Source organism: Streptomyces sp. NPDC102259 (assembly GCF_044766465.1).
Taxonomy (GTDB): Bacteria; Actinomycetota; Actinomycetes; order Streptomycetales; family Streptomycetaceae; genus Streptomyces.
This window is the reverse complement of the sequence record NZ_JBIWMA010000025.1, coordinates 1-18,263: the sequence shown is the minus strand read 5'-3', so window position 1 is coordinate 18,263 and position 18,263 is coordinate 1. Positions and strand designations below refer to the sequence as shown.

The window sequence follows — 18,263 nt, the reverse complement described above, 5'->3', positions numbered from 1 at the left end:
AACTCAGACACGGATCCCCCTGGGAATCGTCAGCCGTCCGATGAGGACGTACGCGGCGTCGAACAGCAGGGCCAGGACGATGATCCCGAGCGTGCCCGCCAGGACCTGGTTGAGCGCGTTCTTGCTGCCGAGCGAGGCGATGCCCCGGAAGATCTCGTTGCCCAGGCCGGGCCCGGAGGCGTACGCGGCGATGGCGGCGATGCCCATCAGCATCTGTGTCGAGACCCGGATCCCGGTCAGGATCGGCGGCCAGGCCAGCGGCAGCTCGACCCGCAGGAGCCGCATCGCCGAGGACATCCCGATGCCCTTGGCCGCGTCCACGAGCGTGGGATCGACGCCGCGCAGCCCCACGATCGCGTTGCGCACCACCGGCAGCAGCCCGTACAGGGTCAGCGCGATGACCGTCGGCGGCACACCCAGCCCCACCAGCGGGATCAGCAGACCGATCATCGCGAGCGAGGGGACGGTGAGGATCGCGGAGGTGCCGACGGTGGCGAGGTTGCCCGCCCAGCCGCTGCGATAGGTGACCACCCCGATCACGACGCCCAGCAGGGTCGCCACGACCATGCACTGGAAGACGACGCTGGCGTGCTGGTAGGCGTCGGTGAGCAGCTGCTGATGACGGCTGCCGACGTACTCCCAGAAGCTCACACGCCCTCACCGCCCCATGTCCACCAGGTCCGGACCAGTTCCGGGTCAGCTCCGGGTCAGGTCCGCTGGGTCAGGGCCCGGCCCGGTCGTCCTCGGCGGCCTGCTCCACCAGCGGGATGATCCGCAGCGGAACGGGGTTCTCCATCACGATCGCGGTGGAGGCCCGGACAATGCCATCAAAACCGACGACCAGGTCGATCACCCGCTGGAGATCGGCGTTGGAACGGGCCACCAGCCGGCACAGCATGTCCCCGCCGCCGGTCGTGGTGTGCAGCTCCAGCACCTCCGGCACGGACCCCAAGTGGGCCCGCACGTCGGCTCCTTGCCCCTGCCGGATCTGGAGCGTGGCGAACGCCGTGACCGGGTAGCCGAGCGCCGCCGGATCGACCTCGGGGCCGAATCCCCGGATGACTCCATTCGACTGAAGCCGGTCGAGCCGCGCCTGCACCGTCCCCCGGGCCACCCCCAGCCGCCGGGACATCTCCAGCACCCCCAGGCGCGGTTCCCGGGCCAGCAGCACGATGATCCGGCCGTCCAGTCGGTCGATCGCCATACCCGCCCGCCTCCACGATGGTCACCCTGTACAGACAGCCCGCCGAAACCCTCGTACTGCTGAACACATTGCCCAGTGATGAAGCGAACTATTGCGCACCTTGCTGCCCGGCGCGAGGCTTCGACCATGACGCAGACCACACACCACACTCCCGACACCGCCCGGCAGGCCGACCCCTTCCCGGTCAAGGGAATGGACGCGGTCGTCTTCGCCGTGGGCAACGCCAAGCAGGCGGCGCACTACTACTCCACCGCCTTCGGCATGAAGCTGGTCGCCTACTCCGGACCGGAGAACGGCAGCCGCGAGACCGCCTCGTACGTGCTCACCAACGGCTCGGCCCGCTTCGTCCTGACCTCCGTCATCAAGGCCGCCACCGCCTGGGGCCACTTCCTCGAGCGGCATGTGTCCGAGCACGGCGACGGCGTCGTCGACCTCGCCATCGAGGTCCCCGACGCGCGGGCCGCGTACGCCTACGCGATCGAGCACGGCGCCCGCTCGGTCGCCGAGCCGTACGAGCTGAAGGACGAGCACGGCACCGTCGTCCTCGCCGCCATCGCCACCTACGGCGAGACCCGCCACACCCTCGTCGACCGCTCCGGCTACGACGGCCCCTACCTCCCCGGCTTCGCCGCCGCCGAGCCGATCGTCGAGCCGCCCGCCCACCGCACCTTCCAGGCGATCGACCACTGCGTCGGCAACGTGGAACTCGGCCGGATGAACGAGTGGGTCGGCTTCTACAACCAGGTCATGGGCTTCACGAACATGAAGGAGTTCGTGGGCGACGACATCGCCACCGAGTACAGCGCCCTGATGTCGAAGGTCGTCGCGGACGGCACGCTCAAGGTCAAGTTCCCGATCAACGAGCCCGCCATCGCCAAGAAGAAGTCCCAGATCGACGAGTACCTGGAGTTCTACGGCGGCGCCGGCGTCCAGCACATCGCGCTCAACACCAACGACATCGTGGAGACGGTACGGACGATGCGGGCGGCCGGGGTCCGGTTCCTCGACACCCCCGACTCCTACTACGACACCCTCGGCGAATGGGTCGGCGACACCCGCGTCCCCGTCGAGACCCTGCGCGAACTGAAGATCCTCGCCGACCGCGACGAGGACGGCTATCTGCTCCAGATCTTCACCAAGCCGGTCCAGGACAAGCCGACCGTCTTCTTCGAGATCATCGAACGGCACGGCTCGATGGGCTTCGGCAAGGGCAACTTCAAGGCCCTGTTCGAGGCGATCGAGCGCGAGCAGGAGAAGCGCGGCAACCTGTAGCGGCGCCGACCACGAGCGACGCGCCGACCGGGAGGGCGGCGGTGGGACCCCTACTCGGGCAGCTCGGCCGGGGCCGGCTCGTCGCCCAGCCGGGCCACCGCCGCCCGGGCCACCGGGCCGAGCAGCGGCGAGAAGTACGGGTTGATCTGCAAGGCCTCCCTCAGGTGACGCCGGGCCGGCCCCGCCATCTGCAACTGCCGCTCGATCATGGCCCGGTGGTACATGTACGGCGCGCTGTACATGGCGCCCCCGTGCACCCGGTCGGTGGCGATCATGGCGAACTTCAGCGCCTCCTTGTCGTCCCCGGCCCGGTGCAGCGCCCAGCCCAGCGCGTCCGCGACCGCGATGCCCGGCTGTTGCCGCCACTCGGCCCGCAGCCGCCGTACCGCCGAGGCCGGATCGCCGTGGTCCGCCTCGAACCGGCCGAGCACCAGCTCCCCGTCCACGCCGCCCGCCGCGTCCTGGCGGACCCGCGCCCGCAGCAGGTCGTACTGCACCCGTGCCGCCTGGGCGAGCCCCAGCGACTCGTACAGCTCGCCCAGTTCCAGCGCGTAACCCGGTGACGGCTGCTTGGCGAGCGCCACCTGGTACGCGTTCAGCGCCTCCGAGGTCCGCCCCAGAGCCGCCAGCGCCCGCCCCTGCCCGGCCTGCGCGGCCCGCTGGTCGGGGTCGATCCTGACCGCCTCCTGGAAGTGCCACAGGGCGTCCGCCCGCTCACCGCGCTCCCAGGCCAGCTGCCCCGCCCGCTCCAGCCAGGCCGCCTGCTCGGCGGGGGAGGAGGCACCGGCCGCCGCGTCGGCCAGCGCCGCCTGCGCGTCCTCGCGCCAGCCCCGGTCCCAGTAGACGCCCGCCGCCCGGGCCCGCACGGCGGGACCGGAGTGGAGCGCCGTCAGCGAGTCGAGTGCCTTGCGGGCCTTCTTGTAGTCGCCGAGCCCGGTGTACGCGTCGATGAGCTGCGCATACGTCGTCCAGCGCTTCGGCGCCAGCTTGCGTGCGGCCTCGCCCCAGGACTGCGCCCCCCGGAAGTCGTGGCGCGCGTTCGCCAGCGCGGCCAGACCGTCGAGAGCCTCGGCGTTGGCCTTCGGGCGCACCTTCAGCGAGGTCCGCAGCGCCTTCTCGGCCTTCGGGTACAGGACGGCGGCGTCGGCGGTGCGCCGGCCCTGCTCGACGTAGGCCGTGCCGAGCACCGCCCAGGACCGCGCGTCCCGTGGATGCGCCCGCACCCGGCTCTCGCGCTCGTCGATCAGCACCGCCAGATCCGGCAGCGCGGCCGGCACCCCGGCACGGACCGCGGTGCCCGCCTGCGCCCCGGGAGCCGGCGCGGGCGCCCGCCGCGCCGCGGGCTCCCCGCCGGGCAGGCACAGCAGCAACCCGCCGCCCAGCGCGAGGCACCCCACGAGCGAGCCGACGAGCAGCCGCCGACGCAGCCGGGAAACCTTGCCGGCGGCCGCGGGAGCCGCGTCGCCCGCGGCGGCCTCTTCGGGGGCGGTGCGCTCTTCGGCGGCGCGCTCCGCGTTCTCGATGGCGCTGTTCTCCATGGCGCTCACTGTGCGTCAGTACGACGACCGTACGACGTCGGCCCAAGGGCCGGGCGGACGGGGTTCACACCGATGGCCCCGGGTGCGAACCTGTGATCATGAGCCGTCACCTCGTCGACCGTCTGCTCGGCGGCCTGCCCGCCGAGGCCGTCCTCACCGACCCGGACATCACGGGTTCCTACGCCAACGACATGGCCAGTTTCTGTCCGGCCGGCACCCCCGCCGCGGTGGTGCTGCCGCGCACCGTCGAAGAGGTCCAGCACGTCATGCGCACGGCGACCGAGCTGCGCGTCCCGGTCGTTCCGCAGGGCGCCCGGACCGGTCTGTCCGGGGGCGCCAACGCCTCCGAGGGCTGCGTCGTCCTCTCCCTGACGAAGATGGACCGGATCATCGAGATCAACCCGGTCGACCGGATCGCCGTCGTCGAACCGGGCGTCGTCAACGCGACCCTCTCCCGCGCGGTGAACGAACTCGGCCTCTACTACCCGCCCGACCCCTCCAGCTGGGAGATGTGCACGATCGGCGGCAACATCGGCACCGCCTCGGGCGGCCTGTGCTGCGTCAAGTACGGGGTGACGGCCGAGTACGTCCTCGGCCTGGACGTCGTGCTCGCCGACGGCCGCCTGATGACCACCGGCCGCCGCACCGCGAAGGGCGTCGCCGGATACGACCTCACCCGGCTGTTCGTGGGCTCGGAGGGCTCGCTGGGGATCGTCGTCGGGGCGGTCCTCGCCCTCCGGCCGCAGCCGCCGCGGCAGCTGGTGCTGGCGGCCGAGTTCGCGTCCGGGGCCGCGGCCTGCGACGCGGTCTGCCGGATCATGGCCGGCGGTCACGTCCCGTCCCTCCTCGAACTCATGGACCGTACGACGGTCAGGGCCGTCAACGACCTGGCGCACATGGGCCTCCCCGAGACCACCGAAGCTCTGCTCCTTGCCGCCTTCGACACCCCCGACCCGGCCGCCGACCTGGCCGCCGTCGGCGCGCTGTGCGAGGCGGCCGGGGCCACCCAGGTGGTTCCCGCCGACGACTTCGCCGAGTCCGAACTCCTGCTCCAGGCGCGACGGTCGTCGCTCGTCGCCCTGGAGGCCGTCAAGGGCACGACGATGATCGACGACGTGTGCGTGCCCCGGTCCAGGCTCGGCGAGATGATCGAGGGCGTCGAGCGCATCGCGGAGAAGCACCGGCTGACCATCGGGGTCGTCGCCCACGCGGGCGACGGCAACACCCACCCCACGGTCTGCTTCGACGCGGCGGACCCCGACGAGTGCCGGCGCGCCCGCGACTCCTTCGACGAGATCATGGGCCTCGGCCTGGAACTCGGCGGCACGATCACCGGCGAGCACGGCGTGGGCGTGCTGAAGAAGGAGTGGCTGGCGCGCGAGATCGGCCCCGTGGGCGTGGAGATGCAGCGGGCGGTCAAGGCGGCCTTCGACCCGCTGGGCATCCTCAACCCGGGCAAACTGTTCTGACGCCGCACGGACCGGGACGGGGACCGAGGCGGGGGCCGAGGCGGGGGCCGGGACCGGGACGGGGGCCGGGGCCTAGACAGGGACAAGGGCCGGGTCCGGGGCCTCACTCCCCGTCCTTGGACTCGTCCGACGGCCACGGGTCGCACAGCCACAGATCGTCCGCGGGAGTCGGGGCGAGCAGCTCGGCCAAGCCGTCGTCGATGCCGAGCCGCTCACCCTCGGCCCCCGGGGGCACCACCCGCAGCGTCCGCTCCAGCCAGGCCGAGACCTGGGCCGCGGGCGCCTCGAGCAGGGCGTCCCCGTCGGGCGAGCTCAGCGCCATCAGCACGACGCCGCGCCCCTCCACCTTGGTCGGCCACACCCGCACGTCCCCGTGCCCGCACGGCCGGAACACGCCCTCCACGAGCAGCTCGCGGGCGAACGTCCAGTCGACCGGGTGCTCGGAGTTGATGTGGAAGGCGACGTGGACGGCGAACGGGTCGTCGCTGCGGTAGCCCAGCCGGGCCGGTACCGGGACGCTGCGCTCCGGCGACAGGATCAGCTTGAGCTCCAGCTCGCGTTCCACCACGGTGTGACGCATGTCGGTTCTCCTCTCGAGACGGACCTCGCGCGGGCCCGCGGCGGGCCCGTACGAGTGGAGAGGGGCTGGACCCGGAACCATTACGCGGGTTCGGAGGACTTTTTCCGGCGCGTTCCGGCCCCGGGCATCGGCGGGCGGTTCCGAACGTGTGAAGAGCGTGCACGGGGTTGCCCGGAAAGGGGCGGGTCCGACAGGACTGGCCATGGGGCTTGCGTCCGTCTGATAGATGTGGAGCCCCCCAACCCACCCCCGAGCAGATACGGGACGACGGACATGAGCGCCCCAACCCCGGCACCCGGCGACGACAGGCCCCGCGAGGGGTACTACCCGGACCCGTCCATCCCTGGATACGTCCGGTACTGGAACGGTGCCTCCTGGGTACCGGGCACCAGCCGGCCTGCGCCCTCCGACGGCCGGCCGCTCACCTCTCCGCCCGGCTCGCCGCCGGCCTCCGTGGAGGAGACCGGCCCGCACTTCTTCGACGAGGACCCGGCGCCGGCGGACCCGTACGGCGGCCGTCCCGAGCCCGCCTCCGCGTGGGGCGCCGACCGCGCCCACCAGTCCGGCTTCGGCGGCGACCAGGACCGCCGGGTCTCCTGGGGCGCGCCGCAGGGCGCCGACCCGAGGGCGCCCTCGCCCGCACCGGCCCAGCCCGAGGGCCTGTCGACGAGCACGGACGGCACGTCGACGATCCCGCCCGCGGAACCCGAGGACGGCGCCGGCGCGGGGGACGTGGTCTCCGGGGGCACGTTCGTCTTCCGCCGGCCGACGCCAGGCGCCGCCGCCCCCGCGTCCGGTCCCTCCGGTCCGCCGGGACTCGTCCCCGACGAGGGCACGGTGACCTTCCGTCCGCCGGCCCCGCGCGGCCACCAGGACGGCGCGTCCGGCGCGCGGCCCGCGGGCACGACCGGCCCGGCGGGCAACGCGGCCGCGTTCCCCGCCGCGGCGCAGGAGCCCGGCCCCACGGCGGGAACCGGCCCCGGCGCGGCCGCCTTCGGCGCTCAGGGTCCGGTCGGGGCGCCGGCCGGACCCGGTGCCGCCCCCGCCACGCCCGGTTTCGGCGCCGGCAAGGCGGCCGCCGAGCGTGCGGCGGTGGCTCAGCCCCCGGCCTTCCCGGCCCCCCAGGGCCCGGCACACGTCGCGGCTGCCCCACCGACGCCGACCCCTGCTCCCGCCCCTGCACCCGCCGCCCCCGCCGCCTCTGTTCCGGCTCCCGCCCCTGTTCCGGCTCCCGCCCCGCAGGGCCCCGCGGCGTTCCCGGCCGCGCCGTCCGGTGCTCAGCCCGGCGCTCAGCCCGGCGCCCAGGCGTCGGCGTCCGCCCTCTCCGGCCCCCGGCAGGACGCTCCGAGCGTGCCGCCGCAGGCCGCCGGCCCACAGCCGCAGCCCCCGCAGGCCGCCGCGCAGGCCGCTGTCCCGATGGCCGCGGGGCCCGGCGGTGGGCAGCCCTCGTGGGCCCAGCAGGTGCACCAGCTCGCGGGCGCCGAGGACGGCCCCGTCGCGCCCTGGAAGCCGCCGGTGGACGACATCTTCCAGGCGGCCGCACGGCGGGCGGCCTCGGCCCGTCCCGCGGGCCTCGGCAAGCGGCTGGCCGCCCGCTTCGTCGACACGCTCGTCCTGGCGGCCGTCACCTCCGCCGCCGCCGTGCCGCTGGGAGTGAAGGCCCTCGACCATGTGACCGCGAAGGTCGACGCCGCGAAGCTCACCGGAGAGACCGTCACCGTCTGGCTGATCGACGGCACGACGTCGGTGTACCTCGGGATCGTCCTCGCCGTGCTGCTGGTCTTCGGGATCGTCTACGAGGCCGTGCCGACCGCGAAGTGGGGCCGCACGCTGGGCAAGAAGCTGTTCGGCGTCGAGGTGCGGGACATCGAGGGCGGCGGGCCCCCGTCCTTCGGGGCGGCGCTGCGCCGCTGGCTCGTCTACAGCGTGCCCGGTCTGCTCGTCGTCGGTGTGGTGGGCGTCGTATGGGGCCTGTTCGACAAGCCCTGGCGGCAGTGCTGGCACGACAAGGCGGCGCACACGTTCGTCGCCGGCTGACCCGTACCCGCGTACTTCCGCACCTCCGTACCCGCGTCGCCGTACCGGCGCCCCCGTCCCCCGGACGGCCGCTCGCCGGATGCGGAGCCCGCGGGTTCGCGGTCGACTCGGGTGCATGACCACCGAACCGCCCTCCGGCTCCGGCGGCGGCGAGCCGCCGGAGGACGACCCGTTCAGGAAGCGGCCCCCGCGGCAGGAGCCCCCGCAGCCCCCGTACGGTCAGGGTCAGCCCCCGTCCGGTGCGGGGCAGGGCTCGCCGTACGACGCGTCGCGCGATCCGTACGGCGGTGGGTCGGGCCAACCCCCGCCCTACGGCGGCGGCCCGTACGGCGGGGGTCCGCAGGGCGGCGACCCCTACGGCGGCTACCCCGCCGACCCGCTCTCCGGGATGCCCCCGCTCGCCGACAGCGGCAAGCGCACGCTGGCCCGGATCATCGACATGATCCTCGTCTTCATCGTGGTGACCCTGCTGGCCTGGGCCTTCGGGGTCGCGCAGTACACGGTGGACGCGGACGAGATCGAGTTCGGCAAGACCTTCGGGCGGGAGCTCCTCGCCGCGATCCTGTACGTCGCGTACGACACGATCCTGACCGCCAAGTCCGGCCAGACGCTGGGCAAGAAGTGGCTCGGCCTGCGCGTGGCCAACCTCGACAACGGCTCCACGCCCTCCGCGCAGACCTCGCTGATCCGCGCCCTGGTGCTGTGGGTGCCGTTCGCGTTCTGCTGCGCCTGTGTGTGGACGGCGATCTGCGGCGGCTGGAGCTTCTTCGACAAGCCCTACAAGCAGGGTCTGCACGACAAGGCGGCCAAGACGGTGGTGGTCAGCACGCGGTGAGCCGGCCGCGCGCACGACGGAGGGCCCGCGCCACGAGGCGTGGGCCCTCCGTCGTGCGCGCGTGTGTCAGGGGGCCGTGGGCTCCCGGACGGGCTCGGGCGCCGAGCCGACCGAAGCCGGGACCGACGCGTGCACGGGGGCGCGCGCGGCGGGAACGGTGACGGGCTCGGGCCGGTTCGCGGGCACGCTCGCCGTGGAGCGGGCCGCGGGTCGGATCACGGAACGGGGCGTGGAGCGGGCCACGGGGGCGCGCGACGGCTTCGGTACCGGCACCGTCATGGCGACGAGCACGCCGAGTGCGACCGCGGCGACGACGACGACCGCGATCCCGGGGCCCGAACTCGTCTGTGACAGCAGCAGCATGGCGAGCGTCGAGCAGATGACGGTGCAGGAACCGTACGTGAGCTGTGCGACAGTCGGACGAGGCATGGCAATCGGTGTCCTCGGAAGCGGGGGCGGTCTCGACTCTATTCGCCTGCATGCCCGAGCGGGACGAGCGGTAAGCGTGACCTAACCCACGGTGCCGGTGCACAGGGGGCGCACGGAGTCATGACGTCCACCAAGTGGACTGTCCCGCGCGCCCGTCGCGGCCTCCGCCACGTTACCTTCACATGTCCGCAATACGAACACCCGCTCCCAATAATGCAGTTGACTTGTCCAAGTCAAGGTCTGTCTTTTCTCGTAAACCAGTAGTCAAATGGCGTCACTTGACTACACGCGTATAACAGCGCGCGGACCTTCCTTGACAGGGATCCCCCCTTTCCGCGCGTCCGGACGCGTGCCCGGGAGGACATCAAGTGACCAGTAGATCCTGGACGTTCAGGACGGCCGCCACCGTCGTCGCCCTTGCGGCGGCCTCGGCGACGTTCTCGACGTTCGCCGTGGCACAGGCCGCCGACAACACCTCGGCGAAGGCCCCGGCGGTGGACCGGCAGGACCCGCAGCCGGCCAAGGCCAAGGAGCACGACTTCGACGGCCCGCTCAGCAAGACCCAGGAGGCGCAGCGAGAGGAGGCTCTCCAGCAGGTCATATCCGGCGAGGCGTCGGTCAAGGACCGGGACGGCTCGAAGGTCGTCCAGCTCAAGAGCCGTAAGGGCGACAGCAAGTACGTCGAGCTCGGCCGCGAGAAGACCGACAAGATCTTCACGATCCTCGTCGAGTTCGGCGACCAGGTCGACAGCCGCTACGGCGGCACGGCCGGTCCGCTGCACAACCAGATAGCCGCGCCGGACCGCGGCAAGGACAACTCCACCGCCTGGCAGGCGGACTACAACCAGAAGCACTTCCAAGAGCTGTACTTCGGCACCGGCAAGAACACCGAGTCGCTGAAGAAGTACTACGAGAAGCAGTCCTCGGGCCGCTACTCGGTCGAGGGCGAGGTGACCGACTGGGTCAAGGTCCCCTACAACGAGGCCCGGTACGGCTCCAACGCCGCCTCCACCGGCGCCTGGTACGCCGTCCAGGACGGCGTCAACGCGTGGGTCGCCGAGCGTGAGGCGGCCGGCGCCACCGCCGCCGAGATCAAGGCGGAGCTGGCCGAGTTCGACCAGTGGGACCGCTACGACTACGACGGCGACGGCGACTTCAACGAGTCCGACGGCTACATCGACCACTTCCAGATCGTGCACGCCGGCGAGGACGAGTCCGCGGGCGGCGGCGCCCAGGGCGCGGACGCCATCTGGGCCCACCGCTGGTACGCCTTCGGCACCGACGCCGGCGCCACCGGCCCGGACACCAACAAGCTCGGCGGCACCCAGGTCGGCGACACCGGCATCTGGATCGGCGACTACACCATCCAGCCGGAGAACGGCGGACTCGGCGTCTACGCGCACGAGTACGGCCACGACCTCGGCCTGCCGGACGAGTACGACACCTCCGGCGGCGGCGAGAACTCCACCGGCTTCTGGACGCTGATGTCCTCCGGTTCCTGGCTCGGCACCGGCAAGGAGGCCATCGGCAACCTTCCCGGCGACATGAACGCCTGGGACAAGCTCCAGCTGGGCTGGCTGGACTACGACGTGGCCGCGGCGGGCAAGAAGTCCACCCACACCCTCGGCGTCGCGGAGTACAACACCAAGAACGCCCAGGCCCTCGTGGTCCAGTTGCCGGAGAAGAAGGTCACCACCGAGGTGGTCGCCCCGGCCCAGGGCGCCACGCAGTGGTGGAGCGGCAGCGGCGACGACCTGCGCAACACCCTGACCCGTGCGGTCGACCTGACCGGCAAGACGTCGGCCTCGCTGTCCCTGGACGGCTGGTGGGACATCGAGCAGGACTACGACTACCTGTACACCGAGGTCTCCACCGACGGCGCCAACTGGACGCCGGTCGACGGCACTCTGGCCGACGGCAGCGCCATCCCGCGCGACGGCAGCGGCAAGCCCGCCCTCACCGGCACGGTCGACGCCTACCAGAAGCTGACCTTCCCGCTGAACGCCTACGCGGGCCAGAAGATCAGCGTCCGCTTCCGTTACGCCACCGACGGCGGCGTGGCCCTGAAGGGCTTCGCGGCCGACGAGATCACGGTCACGGCGGACGGCGCCACGCTCTTCGCCGACAACGCGGAGACCGCGGACGCGGCTTGGACGGCGACCGGCTTCTCCCGCATCGGCGCGTCCATCACGGACGACTACGCCCAGTACTACATCGCCGAGAACCGCCAGTACGTGTCGTACGACAAGACCCTCAAGGTCGGCCCGTACAACTTCGGCTTCTCGACGACCCGTCCCGACTGGGTGGAGCACTACCCGTACCAGAACGGTCTGCTGATCTGGAAGTGGGACACCTCGCAGGCGGACGACAACACCAGCCAGCACCCGGGTGAGGGCCTGATCCTCCCGATCGACTCGCACCCGACCGCGCTGAAGTGGGCCGACGGCTCCGTGATGAACGCCCGTCTGCAGAGCTTCGACTCGCCCTTCAGTCAGTACCGCACCGACGCGATCACGCTGCACAGGGCGGACGTCGCGGTCAAGATCAAGTCGCGTCCGGGTGTCCCGGTCTTCGACGACGGCAAGTCGACGTACAGCGACGCGGCGACCCCGCTCGCGGGCGTCAAGGTCACTGACACCAACACCTCCATCAAGATCGTCAACGAGGCCCTCAACGGCTCGACGATCAAGGTGAAGGTGGGTCCGTCGGCTAAGTAGTCGACGTTTCAGCAGGTCAGACGCGTATCGGCGGCAACCCCTGGCGGGTTGCCGCCGATCGTGTTTAGGTGCCTCCTGTGCCCTTCTTATTGACACCGACAGTGACGCCGACCTCGACAGCGACCTCGGCGACGACCTCGATACCGACTCGCACGGGGGTGTGACCGCATGGCCGCAGGAGGCTTCTGCAAGCTGCCCGACGGCATGGTGGTGGTGGCGCTGAACCTGCCCAGCCCCACCGCCCGGGAGGGCCTGCCGGGCCCCTCCGCGGGCGTCCGCGTGCTGGTCCATGCCCACAACCGGGCACGGGCCCTGACCAGGCTCCGCAATCTCGGCCTGCGCGCCGTCTACCTGCGCGGCAACGCGGCGCCACCCACCCCGGACGAGGTCACGGCGGTGCTCCACCACCCGGACGGCCTGATCTGGCGCACGGCCCCTGACAACGGTGTCCCGATCGTCGGCGTCGTGGTCGTGCCGGAGCTGTGGCGCCCCATCCGGTCGCTGCTGCGGGGCGCGGCGGCGGCGTAGGCGGGGCGGCGACGCGGCGGCGGCCCGACGGCGGCTGGGCGTGGGCGTAGGCGTGCGCGCGGCGGTCGTGTGGGCGCGGTCGGCGCCTCAGTACGCCTCGACCACCCGCACGTCCTCCTCCGTGACCACCGTGTCCACGATGCGGAACGAGCGGAACTGGAACTCGCCCCCGCCGTCCGTGTCCGCCGTCGACACCAGCACGTAGTGCGCGCCCGGCTCGTTGGCGTACGAGATGTCCGTGCGGGACGGGTACGCCTCCGTGGCCGTGTGCGAGTGGTAGATGATCACCGGATCCTCGTCGCGGTCGTCCAGCTCGCGGTAGAGCTTGAACAGGTCGCCCGAGTCGAACTCGTAGAACGTGGGCGACATGGCCGCGTTCAGCATCGGGATGAAGCGTTCCGGGCGGTCCGTGCCCGCCGGACCCGCGACCACGCCGCACGCCTCGTCGGGGTGGTCCTTGCGCGCGTGGGCGACGATCTGGTCGTGCAGGGCCTGGGTGATGGTCAGCATGGTCGCCAGGATAAGCAAAGGGGCCGCCCCGTACCGGTGGGTGGTACGGAACGGCCCACATCGCGGACGTCCTGAGCGGCTGCCGCAGGGGGCGCCACGAGTGCTCCCTGCGGCGGGACGTCCCGGGGATGGTCGACGGGTCGGTCAGCCGACCTTCTCGAACTCCGGCTCGCGCCGGGCGGTGATCTCCGGGTTGCGGCCCTTCAGGACCACCCAGCCGATGCCGAGCGCGACCGCCCAGCCCGCCATCACGTACAGGCAGATCCGGGAGTCGGCGTCGTACGCGATCAGGCCGGTCACGAAGAGCAGGAAGACGATGGCCACCCAGCTGAACGCCGAGCCGCCCGGGGCGGGGAAGGACGAGGCGGGCAGCCGGCCCGCGACGACCGCGCGGCGGTAGAGGACGTGGCTGATCAGGATCATCAGCCAGGTCCAGATGCCGGCGGCGGTGGCCACCGAGGTGACGTAGCCGAAGGCCTTCTCGGGGACGACGTAGTTCAGGATCACGCCGATGCCCATGAACAGGACCGAGACCGTGATGCCGAAGGCCGGGGTCTTGGTCGACGACAGCTTCCGGAAGACCGCGGGGGCCTCACCGCTGTCGGCCAGGTTCCGCAGCATGCGGCCCGTGGAGTACATGCCCGAGTTGCAGGAGGACAGGGCCGCCGTCAGCACGACGAAGTTCACGATGCCGGCGCCCGCCGGGATGCCGATCTTCGCGAACGCCTCGACGAACGGGCTCACGCCCGGCGCGAACTCCGTCCACTTCACGACGCAGAGGATGACCGTGAGCGCGCCGACGTAGAACAGCGCGATGCGCCACGGCAGGGTGTTGATCGCCTTCGGGAGGGTCTTCTCCGGGTCCTGCGACTCGCCGGCCGTGACGCCGACCAGCTCGACCGCGAGGTAGGCGAACATGACGCCCTGGAGGGTCATCAGGGACGAGCCGACGCCCTTGGGGAAGAAGCCGTCGAAGGCCCACAGGTTGGAGACCGCGGCCGTGTCGCCGGCGCTGCTGAAGCCGAACGTGAGGACGCCGAGACCGATGACGATCATGCCGATCAGCGCGGTGACCTTCACCATCGAGAACCAGAACTCCAGCTCACCGAAGAGCTTCACGGAGATCAGGTTGACCCCGAACAGGATCACCAGGAAGACCAGCGCGGTCACCCACTGGGGGACGGCCGGGAACCAGTAGTTGACGTAGATCGCGGCGGCCGTCAGCTCGGCCATGCCGGTGACGACCCACATCAGCCAGTACGTCCAGCCGGTGAAGTAGCCGAAGAACGGGCCGAGGAACTCGCGGGAGTACTCCGCGAAGGAACCCGAGACCGGGCGGTAGAGCAGCAGCTCGCCCAGTGCCCGCATGATGAAGAAGATGATCCCGCCCGCGAGGGCGTACATCAGGATGAGGCTGGGACCGGCCTTGGCGATGTTCGCCCCGGCGCCCAGGAAGAGCCCGACGCCGATGGCGCCGCCGATCGCGATCATCTGGACCTGGCGGCTGCCGAGCCCGCGTTCGTACCCCTCTTCGGGAGTGTCAGTGACAGCGGTGTCAGTGACCTTCTCAGAGGTCATGTGTGGTGCGCCTTTCTCCATGCCGAACCGGGCCTCTCGTCGGCCTCGGATCGGGTTTCGATCCCCCCGGATTGATGGAGCGATGCCTGGCCGGCGATCAACCGGCTCGGTGGCGCACCCGGCCGAACATACGGGTGGTGTTCGCCGGGCGGTCGTGAAGATTTATCACGCCCGCAATATTGATCACCGGGGTGGCCTGTGGCGCACGACACAAGAAGAAGCGGATGAACGAGACACAAAGAGGACACTCCCGGCCGTCGCGTTGACGCGATCGTTATCCGGATTTGAGCGTCCTCTGAGCGAACGAAAAAGCGAAGGAATCAGGGCAGAAGGGTCGTCACGAGCGTCTCCTGGAGCCCGCCCAGCCACAGGTACGCCATCACCATCGGCTTGCGCGGGTCCTCGTCCGGCAGCCGGTAGAGGAGGTCGGTGTCGTCCTCGTCGGTGATCTCCAGACGGGAGCCGATCGCGAGGCGCAGGTCGTTCAGTGCGCGGAGCCACTGCTGGGACTCCTGCGGCGTCAGCTTCAGCACCGCCCCGCCCGCACCGGCCGCCTCGGAGGTCAGCGCGTCCAGCGAGCGGACCACCGCGAGGGCGTTCTCGCGCTTTCCGGCCCGCAGGTCGTTCTCGGTGAAGCGGCGGAACTCGGCGGAGTGCGCCTTCTGCTCGTCCGCCCGTGCGGCTCCCGGGGTGCCCTCCGGATCGGTGTAGGCGTCCGGGAAGAGACGGCGCAGCACCGGGTCGGCGGGGGGCTCGCTCGGCCCCTCGGCGAAGAGCTCGGCGAGCGGGTCGTCGGGGGCGTCCTCGGCGGGGCCGGGGCCGATGAGCTCCAGGAGCTGCACGGCCAGCGACCGGATGATGGAGATCTCGACGTCGTCGAGCGCGACGGCCGCGCCGCCGCCGGGGAGCGGTTCGAAGTGTCCAGGCATAGGAGGGCAGGCTACTTCCGGTCCTGCTGGAGGGTGGCCCACAGGCCGTACCCGTGCATGGCCTGCACGTCGCGCTCCATCTCCTCGCGCGAGCCGCTGGAGACGACCGCCCGGCCCTTGTGGTGGACGTCCATCATGAGCTTGGTGGCCTTGTCCTTGGTGTACCCGAAGTACGACTGGAAGACGTACGTCACGTAGCTCATGAGGTTGACCGGGTCGTTGTGGACGATCGTGACCCACGGGACGTCCGGCTCGGGTACGGCGAAGACCTCCTCCGCCGACTCGGTACGTTCGATCTCAAGGGGAGCGGGTGACGTCACAAGCCCATGCTGCCACGCATCCGGGAAATCGTCACACCGACGAAAAGGGAGTACTATCCGTTGCCAGGCTGCACACACCGGGGGACGGCCCCCGGGCCCCCGGCCGCGCCTGGGGTAGCCGGAGAGTCACGGACTGGGTGAGGTAAGTGGACGTTGCGGACCTTGGGCTGCCAGAAGAAGAAGGGCGCGAAGCGCTTCCTCGGAAGGGTGGTGGTGGGCGACGGGTGGGCGTTCCGTCGACGGCGCTCTTCACGGACCAGTACGAACTGACGATGCTCCAGGCCGCCCTGAAAGCGGGCACGGCCGAACGGCACAGCGTGTTCGAGGTCTTCACCCGGCGGCTGCCGGACGGCCGGCGCTACGGCGTCGTCGCGGGCACCGGGCGGGTCCTGGACGCCGTCGAGAACCTCCGCTTCGACGCGGACGTCCTCGGCTTCCTGCGGGAGCGGAACATCGTCGACGACGAGACCCTGCAATGGCTCGCCGGATACCGCTTCTCGGGTGACATCTGGGGCTACCCGGAGGGCGAGGTCTACTTCCCCGGCTCGCCGATCATGCGGGTCGAGGGCTCCTTCGCCGAGTGCGTGCTCCTCGAGACCGTGATCCTCTCCATCCTCAACCACGACTCCGCGATCGCGGCCGCCGCCTCCCGGATGTCCTCCGCCGCCGGCGAGCGCCCCCTGATCGAGATGGGCGCCCGCCGCACCCACGAACTGGCCGCGGTCGCCGCCTCCCGCGCCGCCTACATCGGCGGCTTCGCCACCACCTCCGACCTGGCCGCCGGTTTCCGCTACGGCATCCCCACCGTGGGCACCAGCGCCCACGCCTTCACCCTCCTGCACGACAGCGAGCGGGACGCCTTCCAGGCCCAGGTCGACTCGCTCGGCCGGGGCACCACCCTGCTCGTGGACACCTACGACGTCGCCGAGGCCGTCCGCACGGCCGTCGAGGTCGCCGGGCCCGAGCTCGGCGCGGTCCGCATCGACTCCGGCGACCTGCTCCTCGTCGCCCACCGGGTGCGCCAGCAGCTCGACGAGCTCGGCGCGACGAACACCCGGATCATCGTCACCTCCGACCTCGACGAGTACGCCATCGCCTCGCTGGCCGCGTCCCCCGTCGACGCGTACGGCGTCGGCACCCAGCTGGTGACCGGTTCCGGGCACCCGACCTCCTCGATGGTCTACAAGCTGGTCGCCCGCGCCGGATCCACCGACCCCGAGGCGCCACTGGTGCCGGTGGCGAAGAAGTCCACCGGCGGCAAGACCTCCATCGGCGGCCGCAAGTGGGCGGCGCGCCGGCCCGACGCGTACGGGGTGGCCGAGGCCGAGGTCGTCGGCACCGGGCCCGTCCCCGCCGCACTGGCCGACCACCAGCTGCTCCTCGAGCTGGTCAAGGGCGGCGAGGTCGTCGGCCGCGAGCCCCTGGACGCCGTCCGCGACCGCCACGCCGCGGTCCGCGCCGGCCTGCCCCTCTCCGCGACCCAGCTGTCGCGCGGGGAACCCGTCATTCCCACGGAGTATGTACAGGGCCTGTCGGGTAACTAGGGCGTGTGCCCGGCGCACACCGGGCGACGCCCCCTCCCGCGGGGCCGACAAAGTCTCTAGGCTCAATTACTTCACCCTCAGTCGAAGGACACCGCCCATGCGCCGCGCCTTGATCGTCGTAGACGTGCAGAACGACTTCTGCGAGGGAGGCAGCCTCGCGGTGACCGGCGGCGCCGACGTGGCCGCCGCCATCACCGAGCTGATCGGGCAGGCGCCCGCCGGATACCGGCATGTGGTGGCCACCCGCGACCACCACATCGCGCCCGGCGGCCACTTCGCCGACAACCCCGACTACATGCATTCCTGGCCCGCGCACTGCGTGGCGGGCACGGAGGGCGTCGGCTTCCACCCCAACTTCGCGCCCGCCGTCGCCTCCGGCGCCATCGACGCCGTCTTCGACAAGGGCGCCTACGCGGCCGCGTACAGCGGCTTCGAGGGCGCCGACGAGAACGGCGCCAGGCTGGGCGACTGGCTGCGGGACCGCCAGATCGACGAGGTGGACGTCGTCGGCATCGCGACCGACCACTGCGTACGCGCCACCGCCCTGGACGCCGCCCGCGAGGGCTTCCGCACCCAGGTCCTGCTGGACCTCACCGCCGGCGTCGCCAAGGAGAGCACCGACCGGGCCCTGGAGGAACTGCGCGCGGCCGGCGTGGAACTCACCGGGAAGCCGGTGGTCTAGGAGTTGTCTTCAAATGTCACGCCCACATCAGGAGCGATGCGAGGGTGACGGCTGCCTGGTAGGACTCGGCGGTCTTGTCGTAGCGGGTGGC

Annotated in this window: 17 protein-coding genes; 8 read left to right on the top strand and 9 right to left on the bottom strand. The window is 71.4% G+C overall.

Annotated features, from left to right (window positions below):
• Window positions 1–3 precede the first annotated feature (3 nt).
• Window positions 4–651: an ABC transporter permease gene (locus tag ACIRPU_RS36580; RefSeq protein WP_385559404.1), complete on the bottom strand. Its 648-nt coding sequence runs from the start codon at window positions 649–651 to the stop codon at window positions 4–6.
• Window positions 652–721: 70 nt separating this feature from the next.
• Window positions 722–1,204, bottom strand: a complete 483-nt coding sequence (locus tag ACIRPU_RS36575; RefSeq protein ID WP_355701646.1) for an Lrp/AsnC family transcriptional regulator — start codon at window positions 1,202–1,204, stop codon at window positions 722–724.
• Between the two features lie 126 nt (window positions 1,205–1,330).
• On the opposite strand from ACIRPU_RS36575, the gene hppD reads away from it, so the two are divergent.
• Window positions 1,331–2,476: a 4-hydroxyphenylpyruvate dioxygenase gene (gene hppD, locus ACIRPU_RS36570; protein WP_403875162.1), complete on the top strand. Its 1,146-nt coding sequence runs from the start codon at window positions 1,331–1,333 to the stop codon at window positions 2,474–2,476.
• 50 nt (window positions 2,477–2,526) lie between these two features.
• Here the strand turns inward: hppD and ACIRPU_RS36565 are convergent, their stop codons facing one another.
• The gene (locus ACIRPU_RS36565) at window positions 2,527–4,014 is read right to left on the bottom strand and encodes a hypothetical protein (RefSeq protein ID WP_403875160.1); all 1,488 of its coding nucleotides are present in this window, start codon (window positions 4,012–4,014) and stop codon (window positions 2,527–2,529) included.
• Window positions 4,015–4,112: 98 nt separating this feature from the next.
• Between ACIRPU_RS36565 and ACIRPU_RS36560 the strand changes: the two genes are divergently transcribed.
• Window positions 4,113–5,483, top strand: a complete 1,371-nt coding sequence (locus ACIRPU_RS36560; protein ID WP_403875158.1) for an FAD-binding oxidoreductase — start codon at window positions 4,113–4,115, stop codon at window positions 5,481–5,483.
• 103 nt (window positions 5,484–5,586) lie between these two features.
• Here ACIRPU_RS36560 and ACIRPU_RS36555 read toward each other — a convergent pair whose 3' ends face one another.
• Entirely contained in the window at window positions 5,587–6,063 is a 477-nt protein-coding gene (locus tag ACIRPU_RS36555) for an SsgA family sporulation/cell division regulator (protein WP_355701642.1), read from the bottom strand.
• Between the two features lie 273 nt (window positions 6,064–6,336).
• On the opposite strand from ACIRPU_RS36555, the gene ACIRPU_RS36550 reads away from it, so the two are divergent.
• Window positions 6,337–8,100: an RDD family protein gene (locus ACIRPU_RS36550; protein WP_403875156.1), complete on the top strand. Its 1,764-nt coding sequence runs from the start codon at window positions 6,337–6,339 to the stop codon at window positions 8,098–8,100.
• Window positions 8,101–8,215: 115 nt separating this feature from the next.
• A complete protein-coding gene (locus ACIRPU_RS36545) occupies window positions 8,216–8,935 on the top strand; it encodes an RDD family protein (RefSeq protein ID WP_355701640.1) in 720 nt (239 codons plus the stop codon).
• 66 nt (window positions 8,936–9,001) lie between these two features.
• Here ACIRPU_RS36545 and ACIRPU_RS36540 read toward each other — a convergent pair whose 3' ends face one another.
• Window positions 9,002–9,364: a hypothetical protein gene (locus ACIRPU_RS36540; RefSeq protein WP_384120043.1), complete on the bottom strand. Its 363-nt coding sequence runs from the start codon at window positions 9,362–9,364 to the stop codon at window positions 9,002–9,004.
• Between the two features lie 368 nt (window positions 9,365–9,732).
• On the opposite strand from ACIRPU_RS36540, the gene ACIRPU_RS36535 reads away from it, so the two are divergent.
• Both ACIRPU_RS36535 and ACIRPU_RS36530 read left to right on the top strand, forming a co-directional pair.
• On the top strand, window positions 9,733–12,081 hold the full coding sequence (locus tag ACIRPU_RS36535) for an immune inhibitor A domain-containing protein (protein ID WP_403875154.1): 2,349 nt from the start codon (window positions 9,733–9,735) through the stop codon (window positions 12,079–12,081).
• Window positions 12,082–12,249: 168 nt separating this feature from the next.
• Window positions 12,250–12,609, top strand: a complete 360-nt coding sequence (locus tag ACIRPU_RS36530) for a hypothetical protein (protein WP_403875152.1) — start codon at window positions 12,250–12,252, stop codon at window positions 12,607–12,609.
• An 87-nt stretch (window positions 12,610–12,696) separates the two neighbouring features.
• Here the strand turns inward: ACIRPU_RS36530 and ACIRPU_RS36525 are convergent, their stop codons facing one another.
• The 4 genes from ACIRPU_RS36525 to clpS form a co-directional block, all read right to left on the bottom strand.
• Window positions 12,697–13,119, bottom strand: coding sequence for a Mov34/MPN/PAD-1 family protein (locus ACIRPU_RS36525; protein WP_403875150.1), 423 nt, complete (start codon window positions 13,117–13,119; stop codon window positions 12,697–12,699).
• A 144-nt stretch (window positions 13,120–13,263) separates the two neighbouring features.
• Window positions 13,264–14,697, bottom strand: coding sequence for an amino acid permease (locus ACIRPU_RS36520; RefSeq protein ID WP_403875148.1), 1,434 nt, complete (start codon window positions 14,695–14,697; stop codon window positions 13,264–13,266).
• A 320-nt stretch (window positions 14,698–15,017) separates the two neighbouring features.
• Complete coding sequence (locus tag ACIRPU_RS36515) at window positions 15,018–15,626, bottom strand: DUF2017 domain-containing protein (protein ID WP_403875146.1); 609 nt, start codon at window positions 15,624–15,626, stop codon at window positions 15,018–15,020.
• A gap of 11 nt (window positions 15,627–15,637) precedes the next feature.
• Entirely contained in the window at window positions 15,638–15,946 is a 309-nt protein-coding gene (gene clpS, locus ACIRPU_RS36510; protein ID WP_355701634.1) for an ATP-dependent Clp protease adapter ClpS, read from the bottom strand.
• A 146-nt stretch (window positions 15,947–16,092) separates the two neighbouring features.
• Here clpS and ACIRPU_RS36505 point away from each other — a divergent pair, with 146 nt between their 5' ends.
• A complete protein-coding gene (locus ACIRPU_RS36505) occupies window positions 16,093–17,490 on the top strand; it encodes a nicotinate phosphoribosyltransferase (RefSeq protein ID WP_403875144.1) in 1,398 nt (465 codons plus the stop codon).
• Window positions 17,491–17,587: 97 nt separating this feature from the next.
• The gene (locus ACIRPU_RS36500; RefSeq protein ID WP_403875142.1) at window positions 17,588–18,172 is read left to right on the top strand and encodes a nicotinamidase; all 585 of its coding nucleotides are present in this window, start codon (window positions 17,588–17,590) and stop codon (window positions 18,170–18,172) included.
• The last annotated feature ends 91 nt before the right edge of the window (window positions 18,173–18,263 follow it).

Excerpts from the sequence above, each read along its gene's own strand:
- ACIRPU_RS36565 (WP_403875160.1), bottom strand. The coding sequence starts at position 4,014 with ATGGAGAACAGCGCCATCGAGAACGCGGAGCGCGCCGCCGAAGAGCGC.
- ACIRPU_RS36575 (WP_355701646.1), bottom strand. The coding sequence starts at position 1,204 with ATGGCGATCGACCGACTGGACGGCCGGATCATCGTGCTGCTGGCCCGG.
- ACIRPU_RS36545 (WP_355701640.1), top strand. The coding sequence starts at position 8,216 with ATGACCACCGAACCGCCCTCCGGCTCCGGCGGCGGCGAGCCGCCGGAG.
- ACIRPU_RS36560 (WP_403875158.1), top strand. The coding sequence starts at position 4,113 with ATGAGCCGTCACCTCGTCGACCGTCTGCTCGGCGGCCTGCCCGCCGAG.
- ACIRPU_RS36540 (WP_384120043.1), bottom strand. The coding sequence starts at position 9,364 with ATGCCTCGTCCGACTGTCGCACAGCTCACGTACGGTTCCTGCACCGTC.
- ACIRPU_RS36550 (WP_403875156.1), top strand. The coding sequence starts at position 6,337 with ATGAGCGCCCCAACCCCGGCACCCGGCGACGACAGGCCCCGCGAGGGG.
- ACIRPU_RS36530 (WP_403875152.1), top strand. The coding sequence starts at position 12,250 with ATGGCCGCAGGAGGCTTCTGCAAGCTGCCCGACGGCATGGTGGTGGTG.
- ACIRPU_RS36500 (WP_403875142.1), top strand. The coding sequence starts at position 17,588 with ATGCGCCGCGCCTTGATCGTCGTAGACGTGCAGAACGACTTCTGCGAG.
- ACIRPU_RS36555 (WP_355701642.1), bottom strand. The coding sequence starts at position 6,063 with ATGCGTCACACCGTGGTGGAACGCGAGCTGGAGCTCAAGCTGATCCTG.
- ACIRPU_RS36515 (WP_403875146.1), bottom strand. The coding sequence starts at position 15,626 with ATGCCTGGACACTTCGAACCGCTCCCCGGCGGCGGCGCGGCCGTCGCG.
- ACIRPU_RS36525 (WP_403875150.1), bottom strand. The coding sequence starts at position 13,119 with ATGCTGACCATCACCCAGGCCCTGCACGACCAGATCGTCGCCCACGCG.
- ACIRPU_RS36520 (WP_403875148.1), bottom strand. The coding sequence starts at position 14,697 with ATGACCTCTGAGAAGGTCACTGACACCGCTGTCACTGACACTCCCGAA.
- hppD (WP_403875162.1), top strand. The coding sequence starts at position 1,331 with ATGACGCAGACCACACACCACACTCCCGACACCGCCCGGCAGGCCGAC.